The organism is Monashia sp. HAY1-5C (assembly GCF_056755255.1).
Genome location: NZ_JBPGXG010000013.1, coordinates 1 through 20,495 on the forward strand (window position 1 = coordinate 1; position 20,495 = coordinate 20,495).

At 73.8% G+C, this 20,495-nt stretch carries 19 protein-coding genes and 1 pseudogene; 12 read left to right on the plus strand and 8 right to left on the minus strand.

Going from position 1 to position 20,495, the window contains the following annotated elements; all coding sequences use genetic code 11:
- Positions 1-40 precede the first annotated feature (40 nt).
- From ACR9ZK_RS03440 to ACR9ZK_RS03450, 3 genes and pseudogenes are all read right to left on the minus strand, one after another.
- Positions 41-394, minus strand: a complete 354-nt coding sequence (locus ACR9ZK_RS03440) for a hypothetical protein (RefSeq protein ID WP_481340406.1) — start codon at positions 392-394, stop codon at positions 41-43.
- Positions 386-970 (minus strand): annotated as a pseudogene (locus ACR9ZK_RS03445) (GTP-binding protein); the annotation flags it as partial. The gene ACR9ZK_RS03440 and the pseudogene ACR9ZK_RS03445, both read right to left, overlap by 9 nt.
- Before the next feature lie 12 nt (positions 971-982).
- Entirely contained in the window at positions 983-2,254 is a 1,272-nt protein-coding gene (locus ACR9ZK_RS03450; RefSeq protein WP_481340313.1) for a GTP-binding protein, read from the minus strand.
- Positions 2,255-2,658: 404 nt separating this feature from the next.
- On the opposite strand from ACR9ZK_RS03450, the gene ftsH reads away from it, so the two are divergent.
- Genes ftsH through ACR9ZK_RS03475 form a run of 5 tightly spaced genes read left to right on the plus strand, consistent with a single transcriptional unit; the run spans position 2,659 to position 7,587 of the window.
- Positions 2,659-4,764: an ATP-dependent zinc metalloprotease FtsH gene (gene ftsH, locus ACR9ZK_RS03455; protein ID WP_481340408.1), complete on the plus strand. Its 2,106-nt coding sequence runs from the start codon at positions 2,659-2,661 to the stop codon at positions 4,762-4,764.
- A gap of 3 nt (positions 4,765-4,767) precedes the next feature.
- Complete coding sequence (gene folE, locus ACR9ZK_RS03460; RefSeq protein WP_481340315.1) at positions 4,768-5,340, plus strand: GTP cyclohydrolase I FolE; 573 nt, start codon at positions 4,768-4,770, stop codon at positions 5,338-5,340.
- Positions 5,341-5,390: 50 nt separating this feature from the next.
- The gene (gene folP / locus ACR9ZK_RS03465; RefSeq protein ID WP_481340410.1) at positions 5,391-6,215 is read left to right on the plus strand and encodes a dihydropteroate synthase; all 825 of its coding nucleotides are present in this window, start codon (positions 5,391-5,393) and stop codon (positions 6,213-6,215) included.
- Positions 6,215-7,102, plus strand: coding sequence for a 2-amino-4-hydroxy-6-hydroxymethyldihydropteridine diphosphokinase (gene folK, locus ACR9ZK_RS03470; RefSeq protein ID WP_481340317.1), 888 nt, complete (start codon positions 6,215-6,217; stop codon positions 7,100-7,102). Before folP ends, folK begins: the two co-directional genes overlap by 1 nt.
- Positions 7,099-7,587, plus strand: coding sequence for a DUF3180 domain-containing protein (locus ACR9ZK_RS03475; protein WP_481340319.1), 489 nt, complete (start codon positions 7,099-7,101; stop codon positions 7,585-7,587). The genes folK and ACR9ZK_RS03475 overlap by 4 nt, the downstream gene beginning before the upstream one ends.
- Before the next feature lie 282 nt (positions 7,588-7,869).
- On the opposite strand, the gene ACR9ZK_RS03480 is transcribed toward ACR9ZK_RS03475, so the two are convergent.
- Both ACR9ZK_RS03480 and ACR9ZK_RS03485 read right to left on the minus strand, forming a co-directional pair.
- Complete coding sequence (locus ACR9ZK_RS03480) at positions 7,870-8,169, minus strand: hypothetical protein (protein WP_481340321.1); 300 nt, start codon at positions 8,167-8,169, stop codon at positions 7,870-7,872.
- 8 nt (positions 8,170-8,177) lie between these two features.
- Positions 8,178-9,380, minus strand: a complete 1,203-nt coding sequence (locus ACR9ZK_RS03485; RefSeq protein ID WP_481340323.1) for an NADH-quinone oxidoreductase subunit D — start codon at positions 9,378-9,380, stop codon at positions 8,178-8,180.
- An 85-nt stretch (positions 9,381-9,465) separates the two neighbouring features.
- On the opposite strand from ACR9ZK_RS03485, the gene ACR9ZK_RS03490 reads away from it, so the two are divergent.
- Positions 9,466-10,788 carry a cytochrome P450 gene (locus ACR9ZK_RS03490; protein ID WP_481340325.1) on the plus strand — a complete coding sequence of 441 codons (1,323 nt, stop codon included), beginning with the start codon at positions 9,466-9,468 and terminating at the stop codon, positions 10,786-10,788.
- A 7-nt stretch (positions 10,789-10,795) separates the two neighbouring features.
- On the opposite strand, the gene ACR9ZK_RS03495 is transcribed toward ACR9ZK_RS03490, so the two are convergent.
- Together ACR9ZK_RS03495 and ACR9ZK_RS03500 are read right to left on the minus strand one after the other, a co-directional pair.
- On the minus strand, positions 10,796-11,344 hold the full coding sequence (locus ACR9ZK_RS03495) for a copper resistance CopC family protein (RefSeq protein ID WP_481340327.1): 549 nt from the start codon (positions 11,342-11,344) through the stop codon (positions 10,796-10,798).
- A 5-nt stretch (positions 11,345-11,349) separates the two neighbouring features.
- On the minus strand, positions 11,350-12,378 hold the full coding sequence (locus tag ACR9ZK_RS03500) for an SAM-dependent methyltransferase (RefSeq protein ID WP_481340330.1): 1,029 nt from the start codon (positions 12,376-12,378) through the stop codon (positions 11,350-11,352).
- Positions 12,379-12,409: 31 nt separating this feature from the next.
- Here ACR9ZK_RS03500 and ACR9ZK_RS03505 point away from each other — a divergent pair, with 31 nt between their 5' ends.
- The 6 genes from ACR9ZK_RS03505 (at position 12,410) to ACR9ZK_RS03530 (ending at position 19,235) form a co-directional block, all read left to right on the plus strand.
- On the plus strand, positions 12,410-13,309 hold the full coding sequence (locus ACR9ZK_RS03505; protein WP_481340332.1) for a Rossmann-like and DUF2520 domain-containing protein: 900 nt from the start codon (positions 12,410-12,412) through the stop codon (positions 13,307-13,309).
- Positions 13,306-14,193, plus strand: coding sequence for a pantoate--beta-alanine ligase (gene panC / locus ACR9ZK_RS03510; protein WP_481340334.1), 888 nt, complete (start codon positions 13,306-13,308; stop codon positions 14,191-14,193). The genes ACR9ZK_RS03505 and panC overlap by 4 nt, the downstream gene beginning before the upstream one ends.
- Positions 14,194-14,297: 104 nt before the next feature.
- Positions 14,298-14,720 carry an aspartate 1-decarboxylase gene (gene panD, locus ACR9ZK_RS03515; RefSeq protein ID WP_481340336.1) on the plus strand — a complete coding sequence of 141 codons (423 nt, stop codon included), beginning with the start codon at positions 14,298-14,300 and terminating at the stop codon, positions 14,718-14,720.
- A 90-nt stretch (positions 14,721-14,810) separates the two neighbouring features.
- Entirely contained in the window at positions 14,811-16,592 is a 1,782-nt protein-coding gene (locus ACR9ZK_RS03520) for an L-aspartate oxidase (RefSeq protein WP_481340338.1), read from the plus strand.
- Complete coding sequence (nadC, locus tag ACR9ZK_RS03525; protein WP_481340340.1) at positions 16,589-17,497, plus strand: carboxylating nicotinate-nucleotide diphosphorylase; 909 nt, start codon at positions 16,589-16,591, stop codon at positions 17,495-17,497. The genes ACR9ZK_RS03520 and nadC overlap by 4 nt, the downstream gene beginning before the upstream one ends.
- A gap of 67 nt (positions 17,498-17,564) precedes the next feature.
- Positions 17,565-19,235: a LuxR C-terminal-related transcriptional regulator gene (locus ACR9ZK_RS03530; protein WP_481340342.1), complete on the plus strand. Its 1,671-nt coding sequence runs from the start codon at positions 17,565-17,567 to the stop codon at positions 19,233-19,235.
- On the opposite strand, the gene ACR9ZK_RS03535 is transcribed toward ACR9ZK_RS03530, so the two are convergent.
- Positions 19,197-20,402: a flavin-containing monooxygenase gene (locus ACR9ZK_RS03535; protein WP_481340344.1), complete on the minus strand. Its 1,206-nt coding sequence runs from the start codon at positions 20,400-20,402 to the stop codon at positions 19,197-19,199. The two genes, ACR9ZK_RS03530 and ACR9ZK_RS03535, sit on opposite strands and share 39 nt — an antisense overlap.
- Between the last annotated feature and the right edge of the window lie 93 nt (positions 20,403-20,495).

The window sequence follows — 20,495 nt, forward strand, 5'->3', positions numbered from 1 at the left end:
TCCGTCGTCGGCAGCGTCAGATGTGTATAAGAGACAGGGGTCAGAGCTTGCCGGCGACGCGGAGGAGGTACTCGCGCCGGTGGAGCGGGTCGAGGTCGGTGCGTGGTCGCGACGGGCGCGGGCCGACGACCGGTCGGTACCCGTCGAAGTCGCACACGAGGTCACCGAGCCCGCTCGTCAGGCCGGGCACCCGGTGCTGCAGCTCGTGCAGGCTCTCGGCCGGGACCTCGCCGCGCAGCCGTGTCACCTCGCCGAGGACCTCCGTCTCACGCGGCGCGGCCCGCACGTGGCCGAGCATCGTGAGGACCTGACCCAGCACGTCGCTCGGCACCTCGAGCTCGAACCGGTGCACCGGCTCCTCGACGGCGGTCCCGGCGGTGCGGAGCGCGTCCATCAGGACGAGCGGGGTGAGGTTGCGGAAGTCACCCGCGGTGCTCGACATCGACCGGTCGAACTTCTGGTGCATGTGGCTCTGCCGCGGCCAGTAGCCCGAGTGCGTCATCGTGACGGCGCAGTCGGTGACCGGCCACCCGTCGAGCCCCTGTCCGAGCGTCGCGTGGACGGTCTCCTCGACGGCCGTGAAGAACGCCGGTGGCATCGACCCGAGCTCGACCTCGAGCGCGAACCGCACGCCGCTGCCCGCCGGCGCGGGGTCGACGCGCAGGCCGACCGTGGCGTTGAACGGGTTCGGCGCCACCCCGATCAGCTCGACGGCGCAACCGGCCCCCGTGACCCGCTCGCGGCAGATGACCGTCGTGGTGCGGAACCTCACCTCCACGCCGTGGTCCGTCGCCAGCGTCGCGCCGATGACCTCCTTCTGCACCTCGCCGTAGAGCGAGACGTGCGTCTCGCCGCGGACCTGGTCGTGGCGCAGGTCGATGAGCGGGTCCTGCTCGACGAGCCGGGTCAGGGCCGTCTGCAGCTGCGCCCGGTCGGCGGGGTCGAGCGGCTCGACGACGGTCTCGAGCGTCGGCGGCGAGAACTAGTGGACGAGCGGCCGCGCCAGCCGGACGTCACCGACGAGGTCGCCGATGCGGGCCCGTTCGAGCCCCACGACCCTCGCGATCCGGCCCGCCGGGACGCGGTCGACGCGCGTGACCCCGCCGGCCTCGTGGACGGCCAGCCCGGTGACCCGCGCGTCCCGGTCGGTCGCGCGTCCGGCTGCCCGACCTCCCGTCCTCGGGGGAGCGCCGCGCTCGCTGGTGACCTCCGTGGGGGCGAGTGCGTCCGTCGGGGCGCCGGCCTCGAGAGCCCGGCCGTCGTGGAGAGGCACGCGCTCGCGCACCGCGACGGAGCCCGACGTGACGTTGACGAGGGCGACCTTCTCGCCGGCCGCCCCCCGCTGGACGGCGAAGACGGTTCCGGCGAGCGGGCCGTGCGCGTCGGGGGTCGTCGTCGGTAGCAGCCACGGCAGGGCGTCCGCCAGCTCCCGGACACCCACGCCGGTCATCGCGGAGCCGAGCAGGACCGGGCACACGAGACCGCGCCGGGTCTGGTCGGTGAGCTCGGCGAGCAGCCGATCGGCGCAGACGCGACCGGGGCGTTCGAGCCAGTCCTCGAGCAGCTGGTCGTCGGCCCGGCTCAGCGCCTCGACGACGCGTTCGCGGGCGGCCGTCCGTGCCGGCCGTCCGCGCCCGGGCACGGAGGTCGACGTGGTCCCGACCGCCGGGGCGAGCCCGAGAACTCCGAGACCGTCCGGCACGACGGTGGCCGAGCGCGTCCCCTCGTCGATGCCGCGCTCGAGGAGCACGGGCGTCACGCCGAGACGCTCGACGACCTGGCGCAGGACCCGGTCGGTGCACGCGCCGGTGCGGTCCAGCTTGTTGACGAACAGGAGGGTCGGGACGCCCAGCCGCCGCAGCGCCCGGTGCAGGACCCTCGTCTGTGCCTGGACGCCCTCGACGGCGGAGACGACGAGCACGGCGCCGTCCAGCACCGCGAGCGAGCGCTCGACCTCGGCGATGAAGTCCGAGTGGCCCGGTGTGTCGACGAGGTTGACCGTCAGCAGTCCGCCCGGCGCACCGCTGGCCAGCTCGAACGACACGACGGCGGCCTTGATCGTGATGCCGCGGGCCCGCTCGAGGGCGAGCGTGTCGGTCTGGGTGCTGCCGTCGTCCACGCTGCCGAGCTCGCCGATGACGCCGGCGTGCAGCAGCAGGCGCTCCGTCAGGCTGGTCTTGCCCGCGTCAACGTGGGCGAGGATCCCGAGGTTGGTGGTGCGCGACGGCACCGGTGAGGTGAGTGGGGTGTCCAAGGTGCTCCATGTCCTGTGCGTAGGTACGGCTGACCTGCTCGGGTGACATGAAGCTGCGGCGCATCCCGCTCTCCCTTCTCTCTGGGTCTCTGGCTGTCTCAGGGCTCCGTCGAGCTCTCGAGCTCTCTCGAGCTCTCTCGAGCTCTGTCCGGCGTCCGTCCGCACGTCCCTGCGACGTGGCGGCGCCCTCCAGTGCAGCAACCCCCGACGCGACGGGCAACCGAATATCCGCCACGCTCCCGGCCGCGAGGCGTCCGCCGGCACGGTCCGGGGGCGGGGACGGGTGCGGGCTGGTTGGTCAGCCACCCTCGCGATGCGGAACACTGGTAGGTGGCCGGACGTTGAGCCGGAGGACGAACCCACCGGACGAGCAGGAGGACCGGGGCTGCCCGCCCCGCACGTACATGGACGCTAAGCGGATACTGCGCACCCCACTGCTGTGGATCTTGGTCCTCATCAGCGCGCTCGTCTTCGGGATGATGTTCTCCCAGTCCGGCCCGCCGCGGATCGACACCTCCGAGGCGATGAAGCAGATCACGAGCGGCAACGTCACGTCGGCCAAGCTGATCAACAACGAGCGGATGGAGCTGACGCTCTCCAAGCCGTACACGTCGCCCGACGGGTCGGTCAAGGACGCCAAGTCGGTCTACGCCTACTACGTCGACGCGCGTGCCGACCAGGTCGTGCAGGCCCTCGACGCCAAGCAGCCGGCCAACGGCGTCGACGACTACATCGAGCAGCAGAGCTGGTTCGGCTCGCTGCTGTTCTCGATCCTGCCGATCATCGTCATCCTCGCGATCTTCTGGTTCCTCATGGGCCAGATGCAGGGCGGCGGCAACCGCGTCATGCAGTTCGGCAAGTCGCGGGCCAAGCTCGCGAGCAAGGACACCCCGAAGGTCACCTTCGCCGACGTCGCCGGCTGCGACGAGGCCATCGAGGAGCTCCAGGAGATCAAGGAGTTCCTCCAGGAGCCGGCCAAGTTCCTCGCCGTCGGGGCGAAGATCCCCAAGGGCGTGCTGCTCTACGGCCAGCCCGGTACCGGCAAGACGCTCCTCGCGCGGGCCGTCGCCGGCGAGGCGGGGGTGCCCTTCTACTCGATCTCCGGCTCGGACTTCGTCGAGATGTTCGTCGGTGTCGGCGCGAGCCGCGTCCGCGACCTCTTCGAGCAGGCCAAGGCCAACGCCCCGGCGATCGTCTTCGTCGACGAGATCGACGCCGTCGGACGCCACCGTGGTGCTGGCCTCGGCGGTGGCCACGACGAGCGCGAGCAGACCCTCAACCAGCTGCTCGTCGAGATGGACGGCTTCGACGTCAAGACCAACGTCATCCTCATCGCGGCCACCAACCGCCCCGACATCCTCGACCCCGCCCTGCTGCGCCCCGGACGCTTCGACCGGCAGATCGCGGTGGAGGCGCCCGACATGCTCGGCCGACACCGCATCCTCCAGGTGCACGCCCAGGGCAAGCCGATGGCCCCCGACGTCGACCTGCTCGCCGTTGCCCGCCGCACGCCCGGCTTCACCGGTGCCGACCTCGCCAACGTCCTCAACGAGGCGGCGCTGCTCACCGCGCGCAGCGACCGGAAGGTCATCGACAACGTGGCGCTCGACGAGGCGATCGACCGCGTCATCGCCGGCCCGCAGAAGCGCACCCGCATCATGTCGGCCAAGGAGCGCAAGATCACGGCCTACCACGAGGGCGGCCACGCCCTCGTCGCGGCGGCGCTCAACCACACCGACCCGGTGACCAAGGTGACGATCCTGCCGCGCGGCCGCGCGCTCGGCTACACGATGGTCATGCCCGTCGACGACAAGTACTCGACGACGCGCAACGAGATCCTCGACCAGCTCTCGTACGCCCTCGGCGGACGCGTCGCCGAGGAGATCGTCTTCCACGAGCCGACCACCGGTGCCAGCAACGACATCGAGAAGGCCACCGGCATGGCCCGCAAGATGATCACCGAGTTCGGCATGAGCGAGCGCATCGGCGCCATCAAGCTCGGCCAGTCCAACGGCGAGGTCTTCCTCGGCCGCGACATGGGCCACGAGCGCGACTACTCCGAGCGCGTCGCGAGCGTCGTCGACGAAGAGGTCCGCAAGCTCATCGAGGCCGCCCACGACGAGGCGTACGAGGCGATCAACACCAACCGCGACATCCTCGACCACCTCGTCCTCGAGCTGCTGGAGAAGGAGACGCTCAACCAGGCCGAGCTCGCCGAGGTGTTCAAGAACGTCGTGCGGCTGCCGGAGCGCCCGACGTGGCTGTCCTCGCAGACCCGCGTGCCGGGCGACCGGCCGCCGGTCCTGACACCGGCGGAGATCGCGGCATCGCAGAACGGCTCGGGCCAGAACGGCCACCTGCCGCCGCCGGTCCCACCCGACCGCGAGCTGGAGGAGAAGATCGACGAGGCCGCGTCCGTCGGTGCTCACCCCCTCGCCGAGGAGCACCCGGCCCAGGAGGTCATCGAGGTGCCGGACGACCGTCCGGTCAACCCCAGCGAGAAGGGCTGACGGGTGGCGGTCGACCACGCACGCGCCGAGGCGGCGGTCCGCGAGCTGCTGCTCGCCGTCGGTGAGGACCCGGAGAGGGAAGGGCTGAGGGACACCCCGGCCCGCGTGGCACGGGCGTACGCCGAGATCTTCGCCGGCATCGACAAGACGGCCGCGGAGGTCCTCAGCACGACGTTCTCCATCGACCACGAGGAGCTCGTCATCGTCCGCGACATCGAGCTCTACAGCACGTGCGAGCACCACCTCGTGCCGTTCCACGGCGTCGCGCACGTCGGGTACATCCCGGACAAGGACGGCCGCGTCACGGGCCTGTCCAAGCTCGCGCGGCTCGTCGAGGTGTTCGCGCGGCGGCCGCAGGTGCAGGAGCGGCTGACCTCGCAGATCGCCGACGCGCTCGTCGACCACCTGTCGGTGCGCGGCGTCATCGTCGTGATCCAGGCCGAGCACCTGTGCATGTCGATGCGCGGCATCCGCAAGCCGGGCGCCTCGACGATCACCTCGGCCGTGCGAGGCCAGCTGCGTGACCCCGCCACTCGAGCGGAGGCCATGGCGCTCATGCTCGAGGGCAACAAGTGACGGCCACCGGCATCGAGGAGCTGCTGCAGGTCACCGACCGCACGCTCGTCATGGGCGTCGTCAACGTCACGCCGGACTCCTTCTCCGACGGCGGTGAGTGGTTCGAGCCGGAGGCCGCCGTCGCCCACGGCCTGGAGGTCCTCGCTGCGGGCGCCGACGTCGTCGACGTCGGCGGCGAGTCGACGCGCCCCGGGGCCGAGCGTCCGTCGGTGGCGGAGGAGATGCGCCGCGTCGTGCCCGTCGTGCAGGCCCTGAGCGGGCAGGGCGCCGTCGTGTCCGTCGACACGATGCGCGCCGAGGTGGCCGCGGCGGCGCTCGAGGCCGGTGCTGCGCTCGTCAACGACGTGTCCGGCGGCCTCGCCGACCCGGACATGGTGCCGCTGGTGGCCGCCATGGGCCGGCCGTTCGTCGCGATGCACTGGCGCGGCCACAGCACGCAGATGCAGTCCCGGGCGGTCTACGGCAACGTCGTCGGCGAGGTGCTCGACGAGCTGGCGGCCCGACGCGACGACCTGCTCGGGGCGGGCATCGCGCCGGAGAGGCTCGTGCTCGACCCCGGGCTCGGCTTCGCCAAGACCGCCGAACACAACTGGGCGCTCATGGCGGCGCTGCCGGTGCTCCACGGGCTCGGGCACCCGGTGCTGCTCGGTGCCTCCCGCAAGACGTTCCTCGGCCGGCTCGGTCGCGATGTCGACGCCCCACCGCGCCCGGCCGCCGAGCGTGACCTCGAGACGACGGCCACCTCCGTCATGGCCGCCATGGCCGGGCTGTGGTGCGTCCGGGTCCACGACGTCGCCTCCACCGTCCGGGCCCTCGCCGTCGTGCAGGCGGCGCTCGACCATGCCGGTGACGACCTCATCGAGGAGCTCGACTGATGCCTGACCGCATCGTGCTGCAGGGTGTCACCGCCCGCGGCCACCACGGAGTGCTCGCTGCCGAGAAGCGAGACGGGCAGACCTTCGTCGTCGACGTCACCATGACGCTCGACCTCGAGCCGGCCGGACGCACCGACGCGCTCGTGGCCACGGTCAACTACGCGGAGGTGGCCGGCGACGTCGTGGCCCGGGTCACCGGCCCGTCGTTCGACCTCATCGAGCGGCTCGCCGAGGTGATCGCCGACGACGTGCTGCGCCACGACCTCGTCGAGGTCGTCGAGGTCGTCGTGCACAAGCCGGAGGCGCCGGTGGGGCACCCCTTCACCGACGTCCAGGTGCGCGTCGAGCGCAGCAACGCCGCGCACGTCGTCGTCGCGCTCGGCACCAACCTCGGGGACCGCGGCCAGACGCTGACGGACGCGATGGTGGCCCTGACCGCCCTGCCCGGGCTGACGCTGACCGGCATCTCCGACATCGTCGCCACGGACCCGGTCGGCGGCCCCGAGCAGCCCGAGTACCTCAACGCAGTCGTGGTGGGGCGCTCGCTGCTGCACCCGGCCGACCTGCTCGCCGAGCTGCACCGCATCGAGGCCGAGCACGGACGCACGCGTGAGGTCCGTTGGGGCGCAAGGACGCTCGACCTCGACCTCATCCAGTACGGCCGCCCGGGGGGTCATCACGAGGTCGTCAGCGACGACCCGGAGCTGACGCTGCCGCACCCTCGCGCGCGCGAGCGGGCGTTCGTCCTCGTGCCGTGGCTCGATGCCGACCCGCGCGCGACCCTGCGGGTCGGCGAGGGCACGGCCGGCATTCGCCGCGTCGAGGAGCTCCTCTGCGACCTCGACCGCTCCGGCGTGCGCCCCGGCCCCGGATGGGAGCAGCAGTGAGACCGCACGCCGGCATCCGCGTCACGGCCCTGGTGCTGACCGGGCTCGTGGTCACCGTGCTCGCCTGGGCCGTGCTTCGTTCGGTGGCCGGCGGGGGTCACGGCCTGCCCGACCCCGGCTGGCTCGGCCTCGTCGCGATGCTCTTCCTCGGCGGCGGCCTCGTGGTGGCAGGCTGGCAGGTCCGCAAGGTGCGCGACGGTCTCGACCAGCCGCACGTCACGCCGCTGCGCGCGGCCCGCACCCTCGTGCTCGGCCAGGCGGGCGCGCTCACCGGCGCCGCCCTCGTCGGCTGGTACGCCGCGAACGTCCTCGTGCTCCTGCCCGACGCCGACGTCCAGTCCCAGCGCGACCGCATCTGGCCGTTCGTGGCCCATGCCGTGGTCGCCCTCCTGCTGTCGGCGGCCGGCATGCTCGTGCAGCGCTGGTGCCGCCTGCGCCCGACCGACGACGAGGACGAGCCCCGCAACGGACGCGACGGCGCCTGACGGCGCCCGATGCGCCCGCAACGGGTGGCAGCCGAGAACCCGCAGGGCCCCTCCGCCCCTGCACCCCCTGGCCACGGGCACCACTCGGCCCATCCGCCGACCGGACCCGCTGGGCCCCGATCGGCTACGTCACTGCTCACTCAGAGTGAGCAGTGACGTAGGCGCCGGGGGACCAGCGGTACACCCTTGAGGTACCCCCTGGTGGAAGGCGCAGGCTGAGCCCCGCGGCGACCGCCGTCGAGCCGTCGCAGCGGCGTGGGTCGGGTCCCGGCGCCGCGGGCGTCAGCGGGGCGTCGACAGGACCGGCGGGCCGGTCGTTGTCGACGTGGTGGTCGGCGTCGTGGTCGGCGTCGTGGTCGGGGACACCGGCGTCGTCGTCGAGGCTGTTCCGGTCTGACGCGGTGGGCCGGCCGGGCCGTCGGGTGTCGTCGTGCGCGCCGGCCACGGCGGGGGGATGGTGTCGACGGTGTCCTCGTCGGAGCACGCGGCGGCGAGGGTCACCGACGTAGTGATGACGGCGACCGCGGCCGCGCGCAGCCACGTCGCCCGCGACGCGCCGCGCCACCAGGTCGACCGCGACATCGGGGGCCTCACTTGTCGACGTCGCCGACGACGAAGAACATCGAGCCGAGGATGGCGACCATGTCGGCGATGAGCTGGCCCGGGAGCATCTCGCTCAGCACGGAGATGTTGTTGAACGAGGCCGACCGCAGCTTGAGCCGCCACGGGGTCTTCTCGCCGCGGGACACGAGGTAGTAGCCGTTGAAACCGAGGGGGTTCTCGGTGGCGCAGTACAGCTGCCCCTCGGGCACCTTGAGCACCTTGGGCAGCTTGACGTTCACGGGGCCCTGCGGCAGGCCGACGAGCCGGTCGAGGCAGGCCTCGGCGAGGTCGAGCGACACGTGGACCTGCTCGAGCAGCACCTCGAGGCGGGCCAGGCAGTCGCCCGCCCTGCGGGTCACGACGCGTCCGGGACCGCCCTTCGCGAAGAGCTCGCCGTACGCGAGGTACGGGGTGTCCCGGCGCAGGTCGACGTCGACGCCGCTCGCCCGGGCGATGGGACCCGAGACGCCGTAGGCCAGGGCGGTCTCTCGCGGCAGGACGCCGACCCCGCGGGTGCGACCCTCGAGGATCTCGTTGCCGACGACGAGCCGCTCGAGCGCGGGCAGCCGCCGGCGGACGTTCTCGACCGCCTTGCCCGCGCGCCCGAGCCACCCCGCGGGGAGGTCCTCCTTGAGGCCGCCGACGCGGTTGAACATGTAGTGCATCCGGCCCCCCGACACCTCCTCCATGACCGCCTGGAGCTCCTCGCGCTCACGGAACGCGTGGAAGACCGGCGTGATCGCGCCGAGCTCGAGGGGGTAGGAGCCGAGGAACATCAGGTGGTTGAGCACGCGGTTGAGCTCGGCGAGCAGGGTGCGAGCCCAGACGGCCCGCTCGGGGACCTCCATGCCGAGCATGTGCTCGACCCCGAGGACGACCCCGAGCTCGTTCGAGAAGGCCGACAGCCAGTCGTGGCGGTTGGCCAGCACGATGATCTGGCGGTAGTCCCGCACCTCGAAGAGCTTCTCGGCGCCCCGGTGCATGTACCCGATGACCGGCTCCGCCGTGACGATGCGCTCGCCGTCGACGACGATGCGCAGCCGCAGGACGCCGTGGGTCGCGGGGTGCTGCGGGCCGATGTTGAGCACCATGTCGGCGGTCGCGAGGCCGCCGGCCCCGACCCCCACGGTCAGGGCCTGGCGGCGTGCCGGAGCCGCGGTCGTGCCGGGGACCTCGGACGCGGGGGGCATGTGCTCGAGTATGCCGTGCCGCGCCGGTCGTCACGTCGCGACCCCGGGGCTGCCGTGGCGCACCCGGGTCGGGCACAGTGGGTTCGTGAGCCAGCCAGAACCCGACACCGCTGCCGACGGCACCGCCTCCGGCGTCCCCGACCCCGCCGGACGTCGTTCCGCCGTGCCGACCGCACCGGCCGCCGTCGACCTGTCCGCGGCGGCCTTCGTGGCCGACCCGTACGGCGACCTCGCCGTCATGCGGCAGGTGGCGCCCATCGTCTGGCACGAGGGGCTCGGCCTGTGGCTCACGACGACGCACGCCGCGGCCAACGACGTGCTGCGGGACCGACGGCTCGGCCGCATCTTCCGGCCTCGGGCCACCTCCGAGGACGACCCCTGGACCGTGTTCGACTGGCTGCACGCCGACTCGATCCTGGACTCCGAGCCGCCCAAGCACACCCGGCTGCGCCGCCTCGTCGCCGGCGCCTTCAACCGCGGGCACATCGAACGGCTCCGGCCGCGCGTGGAGCAGATCGCCGACGAGCTGCTGTCCGAGGCCCTTGCGCGCCTCGACGGCGACGGGGTCGACGTCATCGAGACCTACGCCGAGCCCCTGCCCGTCCGCGTCATCTGCGAGCTGCTGGGCGCGCCCGCGTCCGACTGGAAGCGCTTGCGCGACTGGAGCCAGGCCATCGTCCGGATGTACGAGGTGGCGCCGTCCGCCGACGCGCAGCTGGAGGCGCAGCGGGCCTGTGCCGAGTTCGCCGGGTACGTCGAGGCGCTCGCGGCCGAGCGCGTCGAGAACCGGGGCGACGACCTGCTCACCGCCCTCGTCGAGGAGCGCGACGGCGGGGACCGGCTCTCGCGCCGCGAGCTCGTCGCCACCGTCGTCCTGCTGCTCAACGCCGGCCACGAGGCCAGCGTCAACGGGTTCGGCAACGGCCTCGCGTCCCTGCTGTCGGACCAGGCACAGCTGCAGGCGGTCCTCGGCTCGCTGGACGACGACGCAGCGGTCGCGCGCCTCGTCGAGGAGATGCTCCGGCACGACTCGCCGCTGCACCTGTTCGAGCGCACCGCGACGACCGACGTCGAGCTGCACGGTGTCACGGTCCGCGAGGGCCAGAAGGTCGCCGCCCTGCTCGGCGCCGCCAACCGCGACCCCGCCGTCTTCCCGGACCCGGACCGCTTCGACGCCGGGCGCGACCCCAACCCCCACCTGGCCTTCGGGGCCGGCATCCACTTCTGTCTCGGCGCGCCGCTGGCCCGGATGGAGCTGCAGATCTCCGTCCGGGCGCTGCTGCGGCGCCTCGGTGCGGTTCGCGTCGTCGAGGCGCAGCGACGTCCGACCTTCGTGCTCCGCGGCTACGAGCGCCTCGTCGTCGAGCGCGTCGACTCGCAGGTGGACGCGCGCGTCGACGACCGCTGAGGCCTCGTCAGGGCCGCTTCGAGGTGCGGGTGCGCACGACCAGGAAGCCGCCGAGCGCGAGCAGGACGGCGGTGCCGACGATGGTCAGGAGCACCGGCACGAAGGTGGACGAGGCGGCCTCCTCGTTCGTCGAGTCGTGCTGGCGCACATGGACGCTCGGCCCCGCCGTAGCCGTCGAGCCGTCGAGGCCGACCATGGCGTGGAAGGAGAAGGTGCCGCTGACCGGGTGGCCGTCGTCGGACGTGACGCGGTAGGTCACCGTGTAGTCGCCGCCCGGGGCGCTCGCTGCGAGCCGCTGGCGCACGACCGAGCCGTCGATCGTCGGCGCGCCCTCGGCGACGTCGCCCTTCGGGCCGGTGACGACGACCTGCGTCCCGACCGAGAGGGGCGCCTCGGCGAAGGTGAGCTCGACCGTGCCCGGCAGCGTGTCGACGACCGCGCCGTCCGAGGGGTTGGTGCGCTCGAGGACGTCGTGGGCCGATGCCACGGCGGGCAGCCCGACGGTGACCGAGAGCGCGACGCCGAGGGCGAGCAGGAGGGACGACACGCGACGCATGACGATCAGGGTACGTGGGGCCCTCGCAGCCGCTTCACCGCCCACCGGAACCCGCCGAAGCCCGCCGGGTCGACGAGGCGCGCCTCCGCGCTCGTGCGCTCGAGGGCGGCGAGGTAGCCGAGCGGGTCCTGCAGCGCGAGCGCGTGCGGCGGGACCGTCGCGGTGACCCCGAGCCGGCGCAGCACCTCGCGCTGGGTCGGGGTCTCGTCGGCGTCCAGGGTGTCCACGGCGACGTGGGCGGTGAGGTCGCACGACCCGTCGGGCACCGGTGTCGTCAGGTGCCCGGACGCGTAGCCGGCGAGCGTGCCGTGCGCGGGCCGGACGTCGCGGGTGTGGCCGTAGTCGACGCCGACGAGGGTGCCCGAGCGGACGCGTCGGACGAGGCCGGCCCACGCACGGTCACGGTCGAGGCCGACCTCGACGCGGTCGCCGGGGGCCGACGCCGGCCAGTGGTCGCGGGCCCAGGCGAGGTCCGCGCCCTCGAGCGGCCCGCCGAGCTGCTCCTGACCGGTCGCCGCGTCGACGAGCACGACGCGCAGCAGGCCCGAGCCGTCGACCTCCGCCACGGTGCACGGAACGACGTCGAGCCACTCGTGCGCCACGACGAGGCAGTCCTCGAGCCCGTCGAGCGCCTCCGGCAGGTCGGGGCCGCCGGGGGAGCGGACCCACTCGATGCGCTCGTCGAGGCCCTCGGGCCGGTCGACGACGTCGACGGCCACCACCCGGACGCCGGCCTCGCTCGGAGGGGACGCGCCGCGGTCGGTCCCGTCCGCGTACCTCGCCCCGGCGGGGGCGCCGTCGTCCAGCGCGGCGCGCACGTGCGTCGCCAGCTCGCCGCGTCCCGCCCCCACGTCGACGACGAGCCGCACCGGGTGGTCCGGCAGCGCGAGGAGGGCTCGCGCCAGCACGGCGCCGGGTGCGCCGTGCGCCGCCGTCGTGAAGTGGGCCGCGGGCCCGCCCGCTGCGACGTAGAAGCCGCGCCCGGGCGCGTAGAGCGCCTCGTGCCACGCCTCGCGCCAGGGAAGGACGTCCACGGCGCCCGACTGTAGGCGATACCGTGCGCGGGTGAGCAGCCCCAGCGAGCGCCCCGCCCGTTTCGACGTCGGCGTCGTCGGGGCCGGACGCGTCGGTTCGGTGCTCGGCGCGGCCCTCGCGCGCGCCGGTCACCACGTCACGGGCGTCTCGGCGGTCAGCGAGGCGAGCCTCGACCGGGCGGCCCGGATGCTTCCCGGCGTGCCGGTCAAGCCGATCCCCGACGTCGTCTCGGGAGCCCACCTCGTCGTGCTGGCCGTGCCTGACGACGCGCTCGCCGACCTCGTCGCCGGTCTCGGCGCGACGGGCACCTTCACGCCCGGGCAGCTCGTCGTGCACACCTCGGGCGCCCACGGCATCGGCGTCTTCGAGGCCGCCCTCGACAGCGACATCGTCCCGCTCGCGCTGCACCCGGTGATGACGTTCACCGGCACCGAGGTGGACCTCGAGCGCCTCCAGGACTGCTGCTTCGGGGTCACGACCGTCGACCTCGCGCGGCCGGTCGGCGAGGCCCTGGTCATCGAGATGGGTGGTGACCCCCTCTGGGTCCCCGAGCAGGACCGGGTCACCTACCACGCGGCCCTGGCGCACGGCGCCAACCACCTCGTCACGCTCGTGGCGCAGTCGATGCAGCTGCTCGGGGAGGCCGGCATCGAGGACCCGGCCCGGGTGCTCGAGCCGCTGCTGACCGCCGCGCTGGGCAACACCCTCCAGCTGGGTGATGCTGCCCTCACCGGCCCGGTGGCGCGCGGAGATGCCGGTACCGTGGCCGGGCACGTCGCGATGCTGCGCACGGTGGCGCCCGACATCCGGCCGACCTACCTGGCGCTGGCGCGCGCGACGGCGCAGCGGGCCCTGCTCAGCGGACGCCTCCGGGCGGACGTCGCGGACCCGCTGCTCCAGCTGCTGGCCCGCGAGGAGGACCGACCGTGACCCAGACCCCCGTCGTCGCCCGGACGCGCGACGAGCTGCGCGAGGCCCGGGCCTGCCTCGACGACGGCGACGTGGCCGTCGTCATGACGATGGGCGCGCTGCACGACGGCCACGCGACGCTGATCCGGCGGGCGCGCGAGACCCACGCCCACGTCGTCGTGACGATCTTCCTCAACCCGCTGCAGTTCGGGCCCAAGGAGGACCTCTCGCGGTACCCGCGCACGTTCGACACCGACCTGCAGATCTGCACCGACGCCGGGGTCGACCTCGTGTTCGCCCCGACCCCCGACGTCATCTACCCCGACGGCGACCCGGGCGTGCGCGTCTCGGCCGGACCGCTCGGTGACGTCCTCGAGGGTCAGGCCCGGCCGGGGCACTTCGACGGCATGCTCACCGTCGTCGCCAAGCTGATGCAGCTGACCCGCTGCACGTCGGCGTACTTCGGCCAGAAGGACGCCCAGCAGCTGCTCCTCATCCGTCGGATGGTCCGCGACCTCGACTTCCCCGTCAACGTCGTGTCGGTGCCGACGGTCCGCGAGGCCGACGGGCTCGCGATGTCGAGCCGCAACACCTACCTGACGCCGTCGGACCGCGAGACCGCGCTGTGCCTGTCGGCGGCGCTGCGAGCCGGAGCCGACGCCGCCACCGAGGGGCCCTCGGCCGTCCGTCGCGCGGCGCGGTCGGTGCTCGTCCGGGAGCCGCTGGCGCTGGTCGACTACCTCGTGCTCGTGCACCCGGACACCCTCGAGGACGTGCCCGAGTGGTACCGCGGCGAGGCCCTGCTCGCTGTCGCCGGCCGGGTCGGCACGACGCGTCTCATCGACAACCTGCCCGTGCTCGTCGGCCCCGGCGGCGGCGCCCGCGAGACCTTCTCCCACCCCTGACGCTCCCCGGCGCCGTCAGCCCGAGCCCACCGCAGCCCATCGCATCCCCTTCAAACCCCGTCGAATCCCCTTCTCCTGAGGACAGATCCACCGTGCAGCGATTCATGCTCCACTCGAAGATCCACCGTGCCACGGTGACCCAGGCCGACCTGCACTACGTCGGCTCGCTCACCATCGACCGCGACCTCATGGACGCCGCGGACCTCTGGCCCGGTCAACAGGTCGACGTCGTCGACGTCGACAACGGCAACCGCCTCACGACGTACGCCATCGAGGGCGAGCGCGGCAGCGGCATCGTGTGCATCAACGGCGCGGCGGCGCGGCTCATCTCGCCCGGCGACACCGTCATCGTCATCGCGTACGCCGCGATGGACGACGCCGAAGCGCGCGCCTTCGAGCCGAACGTCGTCTTCGTCGACCGCGACAACCGCGTCGTCGGGACCGGCCACGACGCCGGCGACGTGCCGGACGGCTTCGGCCTCCTGACGTCCGCGGTCACGGAGCGGAACCACGCCCACCACCTCTGACGCCGCGGCATACGGTATGGGGCACGACCTCCACCGGGACCCCACCGTCCCCACCGGTCCCACCGAGACGCCCCCATCGAGAAGGTGCTCATGAACGACAGCGGCATCACCGTCCCGCGCCGGCTCCGGGCGCCTGCGCCGGGCTGGACGGCGACGGCCGACGTCATCGTCGTCGGCAGCGGCATCGCGGGCCTCACGACGGCCCTGCGGCTGCGGCGTCGCGTCGACCGCGTCCTGCTCGTGACGAAGACCGTCCTCGACGAGGGGTCGACGGCCTGGGCGCAGGGCGGCATCGCCGCCGTGATGTCGCCGGAGGACAGCCCGGCGGAGCACATCCACGACACGCTCGTGGCGGGCGTCGGGCTGTGCGACGTCGACGCCGTGCGCACGCTCGTCACGGAGGGCACCGACGCCGTCTGGGACCTCATCGCGCTCGGGGCCGACTTCGACCGGGGCGAGGCCGGCGGCCTGAGCCTGACGCGGGAGGGCGGGCACCACCGCGACCGCATCCTGCACGCGGGTGGTGATGCCACCGGCCGGGAGATCAGCCGCGCCCTCATCGCCGCGCTGGACCGCGTCCGTGACGACCCCGGCATCGAGGTCATCGAGCACGCGCTCGTCGTCGACCTGCTCACCGACGCCGACCGGCGCGTCTGCGGCGTCACGCTGCACGTCATCGGCGAGGGCCAGGTCGACGGCGTCGGTGCGGCGCACGCGCGGGCCGTCGTCCTCGCGACCGGTGGGCTCGGCCAGATCTACTCCTCGACGACCAACCCGTCCGTGGCGACCGGCGACGGCATGGCGGCCGCGCTGCGGGCCGGTGCCGTCCTCGCCGACCTCGAGTTCGTCCAGTTCCACCCGACCGTGCTGTGGCTCGGTGAGGGCTCGCGCGGCCAGCAGCCACTCATCTCCGAGGCGGTCCGCGGCGAGGGAGCCTTCCTCGTCGACGCGGCGGGCGAGCGGTTCATGCAGGGCCAGCACCCGCTGGCCGACCTCGCGCCGCGTGACGTCGTCGCCCGGGCCATCATCCGGCGGATGCGAGAGACCCACGCCGACCACGTCTACCTCGACTGCCGCCACCTCGGTGCGGCCTTCCTCGAGCAGCGGTTCCCCTCGATCGTCGCGCGCTGCCGGGAGCTCGGCTTCGACCCGGCGACGCAGCTGCTGCCGGTCGCGCCGGCCCAGCACTACGCGTCCGGCGGCGTGCGCACCGACCTGCGCGGGCGCACCTCCCTCGAAGGTCTCTACGCGTGCGGCGAGACCTCGTGCACCGGCGTGCACGGGGCCAACCGGCTCGCGTCCAACTCGCTGCTCGAGGGCCTCGTCTTCGCCCGGCGCATCGCCGACGACCTCACCGCACGGCTCGGCGCGGGCGAGCTGCCACCCACGACGCCCGCGCAGGAGCCGGACGCCGTCGCGCCGGAGCTGGTCCGGGGCAAGCGCCGGCTCGACGTGCAGCGGGCCATGACGGCCGGGGCGGGCACGGTGCGCTCGGCGGCGTCGCTCGCGGCGACCGAGCAGGCGCTGGCCGCGGTGTCCGAGCGGTCCGCCCGCGACACCGACCGGCAGGGCGGACCCAAGAGCTGGGAGACGACCAACCTCGTGCACCTCGGCCGGGCCCTGACGCACGCGGCTGCGCTGCGCGAGGAGACCCGCGGCGGCCACGTGCGCGAGGACTTCCCGACCCGCGACGACGAGCGCTTCCTCCACCACGTCCACCTCGTGCGGGGCGCCGCGGGGCGTCTGGAAGCGAGCGTCGTCCCGGTGCCGCGCGCGAGCCTCGACGGCCTCGACCTCGACGCCGGCGTGCCCGACCGACCCGCCGGCCACCTTGTGGCACAGCGCGACTCACGATCCGAGGAGGACCGGTGACCGACCGGCACGACATCGCGACGCAGCCGAGCGGCCTGAGCGGCTTCCCCGAGGAGTGGGCCCGCCGAGTCGTCGACGTGGCCCTCGAGGAGGACCTCGGGCCGCGGGGCCTCGACGTCACGACCCTGGCGACGATCCCCGCCGACCAGGACCGCGTCGCGGAGGTCGTGGCCCGCGGCCCCGGGGTCGTGGCCGGTGTGCCGGTCATCGGCCTCGTCCTGTCAGCGGTGGCCGCACGGCTCGAGCTGCCGGTGCCGGCGGTCGAGGTGCTCGCCGACGACGGGGCCCGGGTCGAGCGCGGTGACGTCATCGCCCGCGTCACGGGCCGGACCCAGGTGGTGCTCGTCGCCGAGCGGACCGTCCTCAACGTGCTCAGCCGCCTGTCCGGCGTCGCGACCCACACGCGCCGGTGGGCCGACGCGCTCGAGGGCACGCCGACGATGGTCCTCGACACCCGCAAGACGACGCCTGGGCTGCGCTGGCTCGAGAAGTACGCGGTGCGCTGCGGCGGCGGCACGAACAAGCGCATGGGGCTCTACGACGTCGCGATGATCAAGGACAACCACAAGCTCGCGGCCGGGTCGGTCGCCGCGGCGTACGCCCTGGTGCGGGGGCGGTTCCCCGACGTCGACGTGCAGGTCGAGGTCACGACGCCGGCCGAGGCCCGGGAGGCCTACGACGCCGGAGCCCGGTTCGTCATGTGCGACAACATGACCGTGCCGGTGCTCGCCGAGACCGTCGCGCTGCTGCGCGCGGCCGGCGAGCCGGTCGAGATCGAGGCGACGGGCGGGATGACCCTCGAGGTCGCGCGCGCGTACGCCGAGACGGGCGTCGACTTCATCTCGGTCGGCGGCCTGACCCACTCCTCGCCGATCGTCGACATCGCCCTCGACCTCGTCGACTGACGGGCCCGCGACGCAGCCCACGCGCGGGGGTCGTCGGCGTACCCTTCGTGGCAGGAGGGTGAGGCCCATGGGCGTCGTCGACGAGCTGCTCCGCGCCAGAGCCGAGTTCGAACGCGGCGACTGGCGGGCGGCCTACGCCACGTGGACCGGGCTCGACCTCGCCGGTCTGTCCGTGGAGGACCTCGAGCGGTCCGCTGCAGCCGCCAACCTCCTGGGCCGGGCGGACGAGGCGACCGAGCGGTACGCGGCTGCGTACGAGGCCCGGCTGTCAGCGGGGCAGGACGCCGCCGCGGCGATGTGCGCGTTCCACGTGACGATGGTGCTGCGCGCGGCCGGTGGCCGCTCGGCCGCCGCCGGGTGGCTGGCTCGCGCCGAGCGGCTCGTGACCGACCTGCCACCCGCCGACGCCGCACGTGGCTGGGTCACGTTCGCGCGGATGTTCACCCACCTGGAGGCAGGACGCTTCGACGACGCCCTCGCGTGCGCCCTGGCCGTGACCGACACCGGTCGCGCCGGCGACGATGCCGACCTGGTGGCCATCGGGCTGTGCGCGCAGGGCCGGATGGCGATCTACGGTGGCCGGGTCCGCGACGGCATCGCCCTGCTCGACGAGTCGATGCTCGAGGCCGAGCGCGGAGCGCGGGAGCCGGTCACCGTGGGGCACGTCTACTGCACGGCGATCGAGGGCTGCCAGGAGGTCTGCGACCTCCTCCGCGTCGCGGAGTGGACGACGCGCCTGACCGCCTGGTGCGCGGCTCGTCCCGCGCTCGTCCTGTTCACCGGGCAGTGCGCGCTGCACCGCGCGCAGGTCATGCGGGCCCGGGGCGCGTGGGACGAGGCGCTCGACGAGCTCGATGCCGCGGTCACCCGCTACCTCGCGGCCGGGGCCGTCGATGCGGTGGGGCAGGCGTCGAGCGAGCGGGGCGACCTGCTGCGGCTGCGCGGCGAGCTCGCGGCGGCCGACGAGGCGTACGCCCGCGCCGGCAGGCACGGGTACGAGGCGCAGCCGGGCCTGGCGCTGCTCGCGGCGGCCCGCGGGCATACGAGCGCGGCGGCCGCCACGGCACGGCGGCTGCTGGCCGAGCCCGGGTCGAGCGTCCTTCGCGGCCGTTTGCTGCCTGGGGTGGTCGAGGTGCTCGTGGCTGCCGGTGACGTGGACGCCGCCCGCGCCGCGGCGCAGGAGCTCGACGAGGTGGCGACGGCGTTCGGGTCCGACGCGCTGGGGGTCCGGGCCGCCCTCGTGTGGGGACGCGTGCAGCTGGCGCAGCGCGACGCGTCCGGCGCCCTGCCGTACCTGCGTCGCGCCCGGCAGTCGGCGATGTCGCTCGACCTGCCGTACGAGACCGCCCTGGCCGACCTCGAGACCGGCCGCGCCCTCCTCGCCCTCGGCGACGTCGACGCCGCGCGGCGCTGCCTCGCCGGGGCGCGCGAGGTGCTCGACCGGCTGGGAGCCCGGCCCGCCGTCGAGGAGGTCGATGCGCTGACCGGCCGCCGGCCCCTGCCTGCGGGGTTGACCGGGCGGGAGGTCGAGGTGCTGCGTCTGGTCGCGGCCGGGTGCAGCAACGCCGACATCGCGACCGAGCTGGTCCTCAGCGAGCGGACCGTCGCCCGCCACCTGTCCAACATCTTCGGCAAGCTCGGCGTCGGCAGCCGCACGGCCGCGGCTGCCTTCGCGTTCGAGCAGGGGCTCGTCGCCGGCTCACGCGACGCGGTCGGCCGCCCGGCCGGCGACCCTTGAGCCGGACGCCGCCCGCTGCGCCGGGGCCCGGTGCCGGGCGATGTGCCCGGCGACGTACGCGGCGTCGCGACCGACACCCGGGAGCACCATCGAGGCGAACGAGTACTGGAACGACAGGCCGCAGAAGTAGAGGCCCGGCACGTCCTGCGCCACGCCCCGGAACTCGCGCGGCCAGCCGTCGTCACCGATGGCGGGAAGGTCGAGCCAGTCGAAGCGCTGCTCGAACCCGGTGGCCCAGACGATGTTCGGCACGTCGAGCACCGAGCCGTCGGCCAGGGTGGGGCGTCCGTCCGTCACGCCGGTGACGCGGTCGAGGCGCCGGTCGACGCCCCGGGCCGCGAGGTCCTCGCGCTTGACGCGCAGCATCGGGCCGCCGTGGTGTCGGATGCCGGCCATGGCCTTGCGCCCCATCGGCGTCCGCCGCGTCAGCACGTGCCGCCAGGCGAAGAGCAGCAGCGGGAAGAGCGCGTGGACCGCCGGGGAGTCCCACCGGACGCCGAGCTGCCCGCAGTCGCGACCGGCGAGCGTCGTCGGACGTCCCTGCGCCAGCTCGTAGGCGATGTCGCACCCCGAGTGCGACGCGCCCACGACGAGCACCGGCCCCTCCCGCAGCTGTGACGGGCGTCGGTACTGGCTCGAGTGCAGCTGGAGGATGCCGGGGTCCAGGTCGGCGGCGAAGGCCGGCACGTGCGGCGACCGGCCGAACGTCCCGGTGGCCACGACGACGTTGCGGCACGCGATGACGCCGTGGTCCGTCGTCACCACGAAGCCCTGGGAATCTCCTGCGGCACAGACGTTCTCGACGCGCACGCCGAGTCGCACCGGCAGGTCGAACCGTGCGGCGTACGCGGCGAGGTAGGCGGCGACGTCGTCCTTGCCCGGGAAGACGCGCGGGTCGCCGGGGAACCGGAGCCCGGGCAGTGCGTCGTGCGCCGCGGGCGTGTAGAGCCGGAGCGAGTCGTACTGCTGGCGCCAACCGTCGCCGACGGCGGCGTTGCGCTCGAGCACGATGCAGTCGCGGCCCCGGGCGAGCAGCTCCCGTGCCGTGGCGAGCCCGGCCTGGCCGGCGCCGACGACGACGGTGTCGACCGTCTCGTGGGTCTCCAGGGTCTCGAGGTCCTCAGTGGCGGGGTGATCGGCGGCTGTGGTGGTCCTGATGTCGTCCATGGTGTTCCTCCTGTGGTCCGTGCAGCCACGGTAGGAACGGCGGCCCGGGTGCCGCGTCGGTCATGATGCCCATCCGCTGCGATGCGGGAATGG

Bases quoted from the DNA above. Each gene is read 5' to 3' on its own strand.
- ACR9ZK_RS03440 (WP_481340406.1), bottom strand. From the start codon at position 394: ATGGACGCGCTCCGCACCGCCGGGACCGCCGTCGAGGAGCCGGTGCAC.
- ftsH (WP_481340408.1), top strand. From the start codon at position 2,659: ATGGACGCTAAGCGGATACTGCGCACCCCACTGCTGTGGATCTTGGTC.
- folP (WP_481340410.1), top strand. From the start codon at position 5,391: ATGGGCGTCGTCAACGTCACGCCGGACTCCTTCTCCGACGGCGGTGAG.
- folK (WP_481340317.1), top strand. From the start codon at position 6,215: ATGCCTGACCGCATCGTGCTGCAGGGTGTCACCGCCCGCGGCCACCAC.
- ACR9ZK_RS03480 (WP_481340321.1), bottom strand. From the start codon at position 8,169: ATGTCGCGGTCGACCTGGTGGCGCGGCGCGTCGCGGGCGACGTGGCTG.
- ACR9ZK_RS03485 (WP_481340323.1), bottom strand. From the start codon at position 9,380: ATGCCCCCCGCGTCCGAGGTCCCCGGCACGACCGCGGCTCCGGCACGC.
- ACR9ZK_RS03495 (WP_481340327.1), bottom strand. From the start codon at position 11,344: ATGCGTCGCGTGTCGTCCCTCCTGCTCGCCCTCGGCGTCGCGCTCTCG.
- panD (WP_481340336.1), top strand. From the start codon at position 14,298: ATGCTCCACTCGAAGATCCACCGTGCCACGGTGACCCAGGCCGACCTG.
- ACR9ZK_RS03520 (WP_481340338.1), top strand. From the start codon at position 14,811: ATGAACGACAGCGGCATCACCGTCCCGCGCCGGCTCCGGGCGCCTGCG.
- ACR9ZK_RS03530 (WP_481340342.1), top strand. From the start codon at position 17,565: ATGGGCGTCGTCGACGAGCTGCTCCGCGCCAGAGCCGAGTTCGAACGC.
- ACR9ZK_RS03535 (WP_481340344.1), bottom strand. From the start codon at position 20,402: ATGGACGACATCAGGACCACCACAGCCGCCGATCACCCCGCCACTGAG.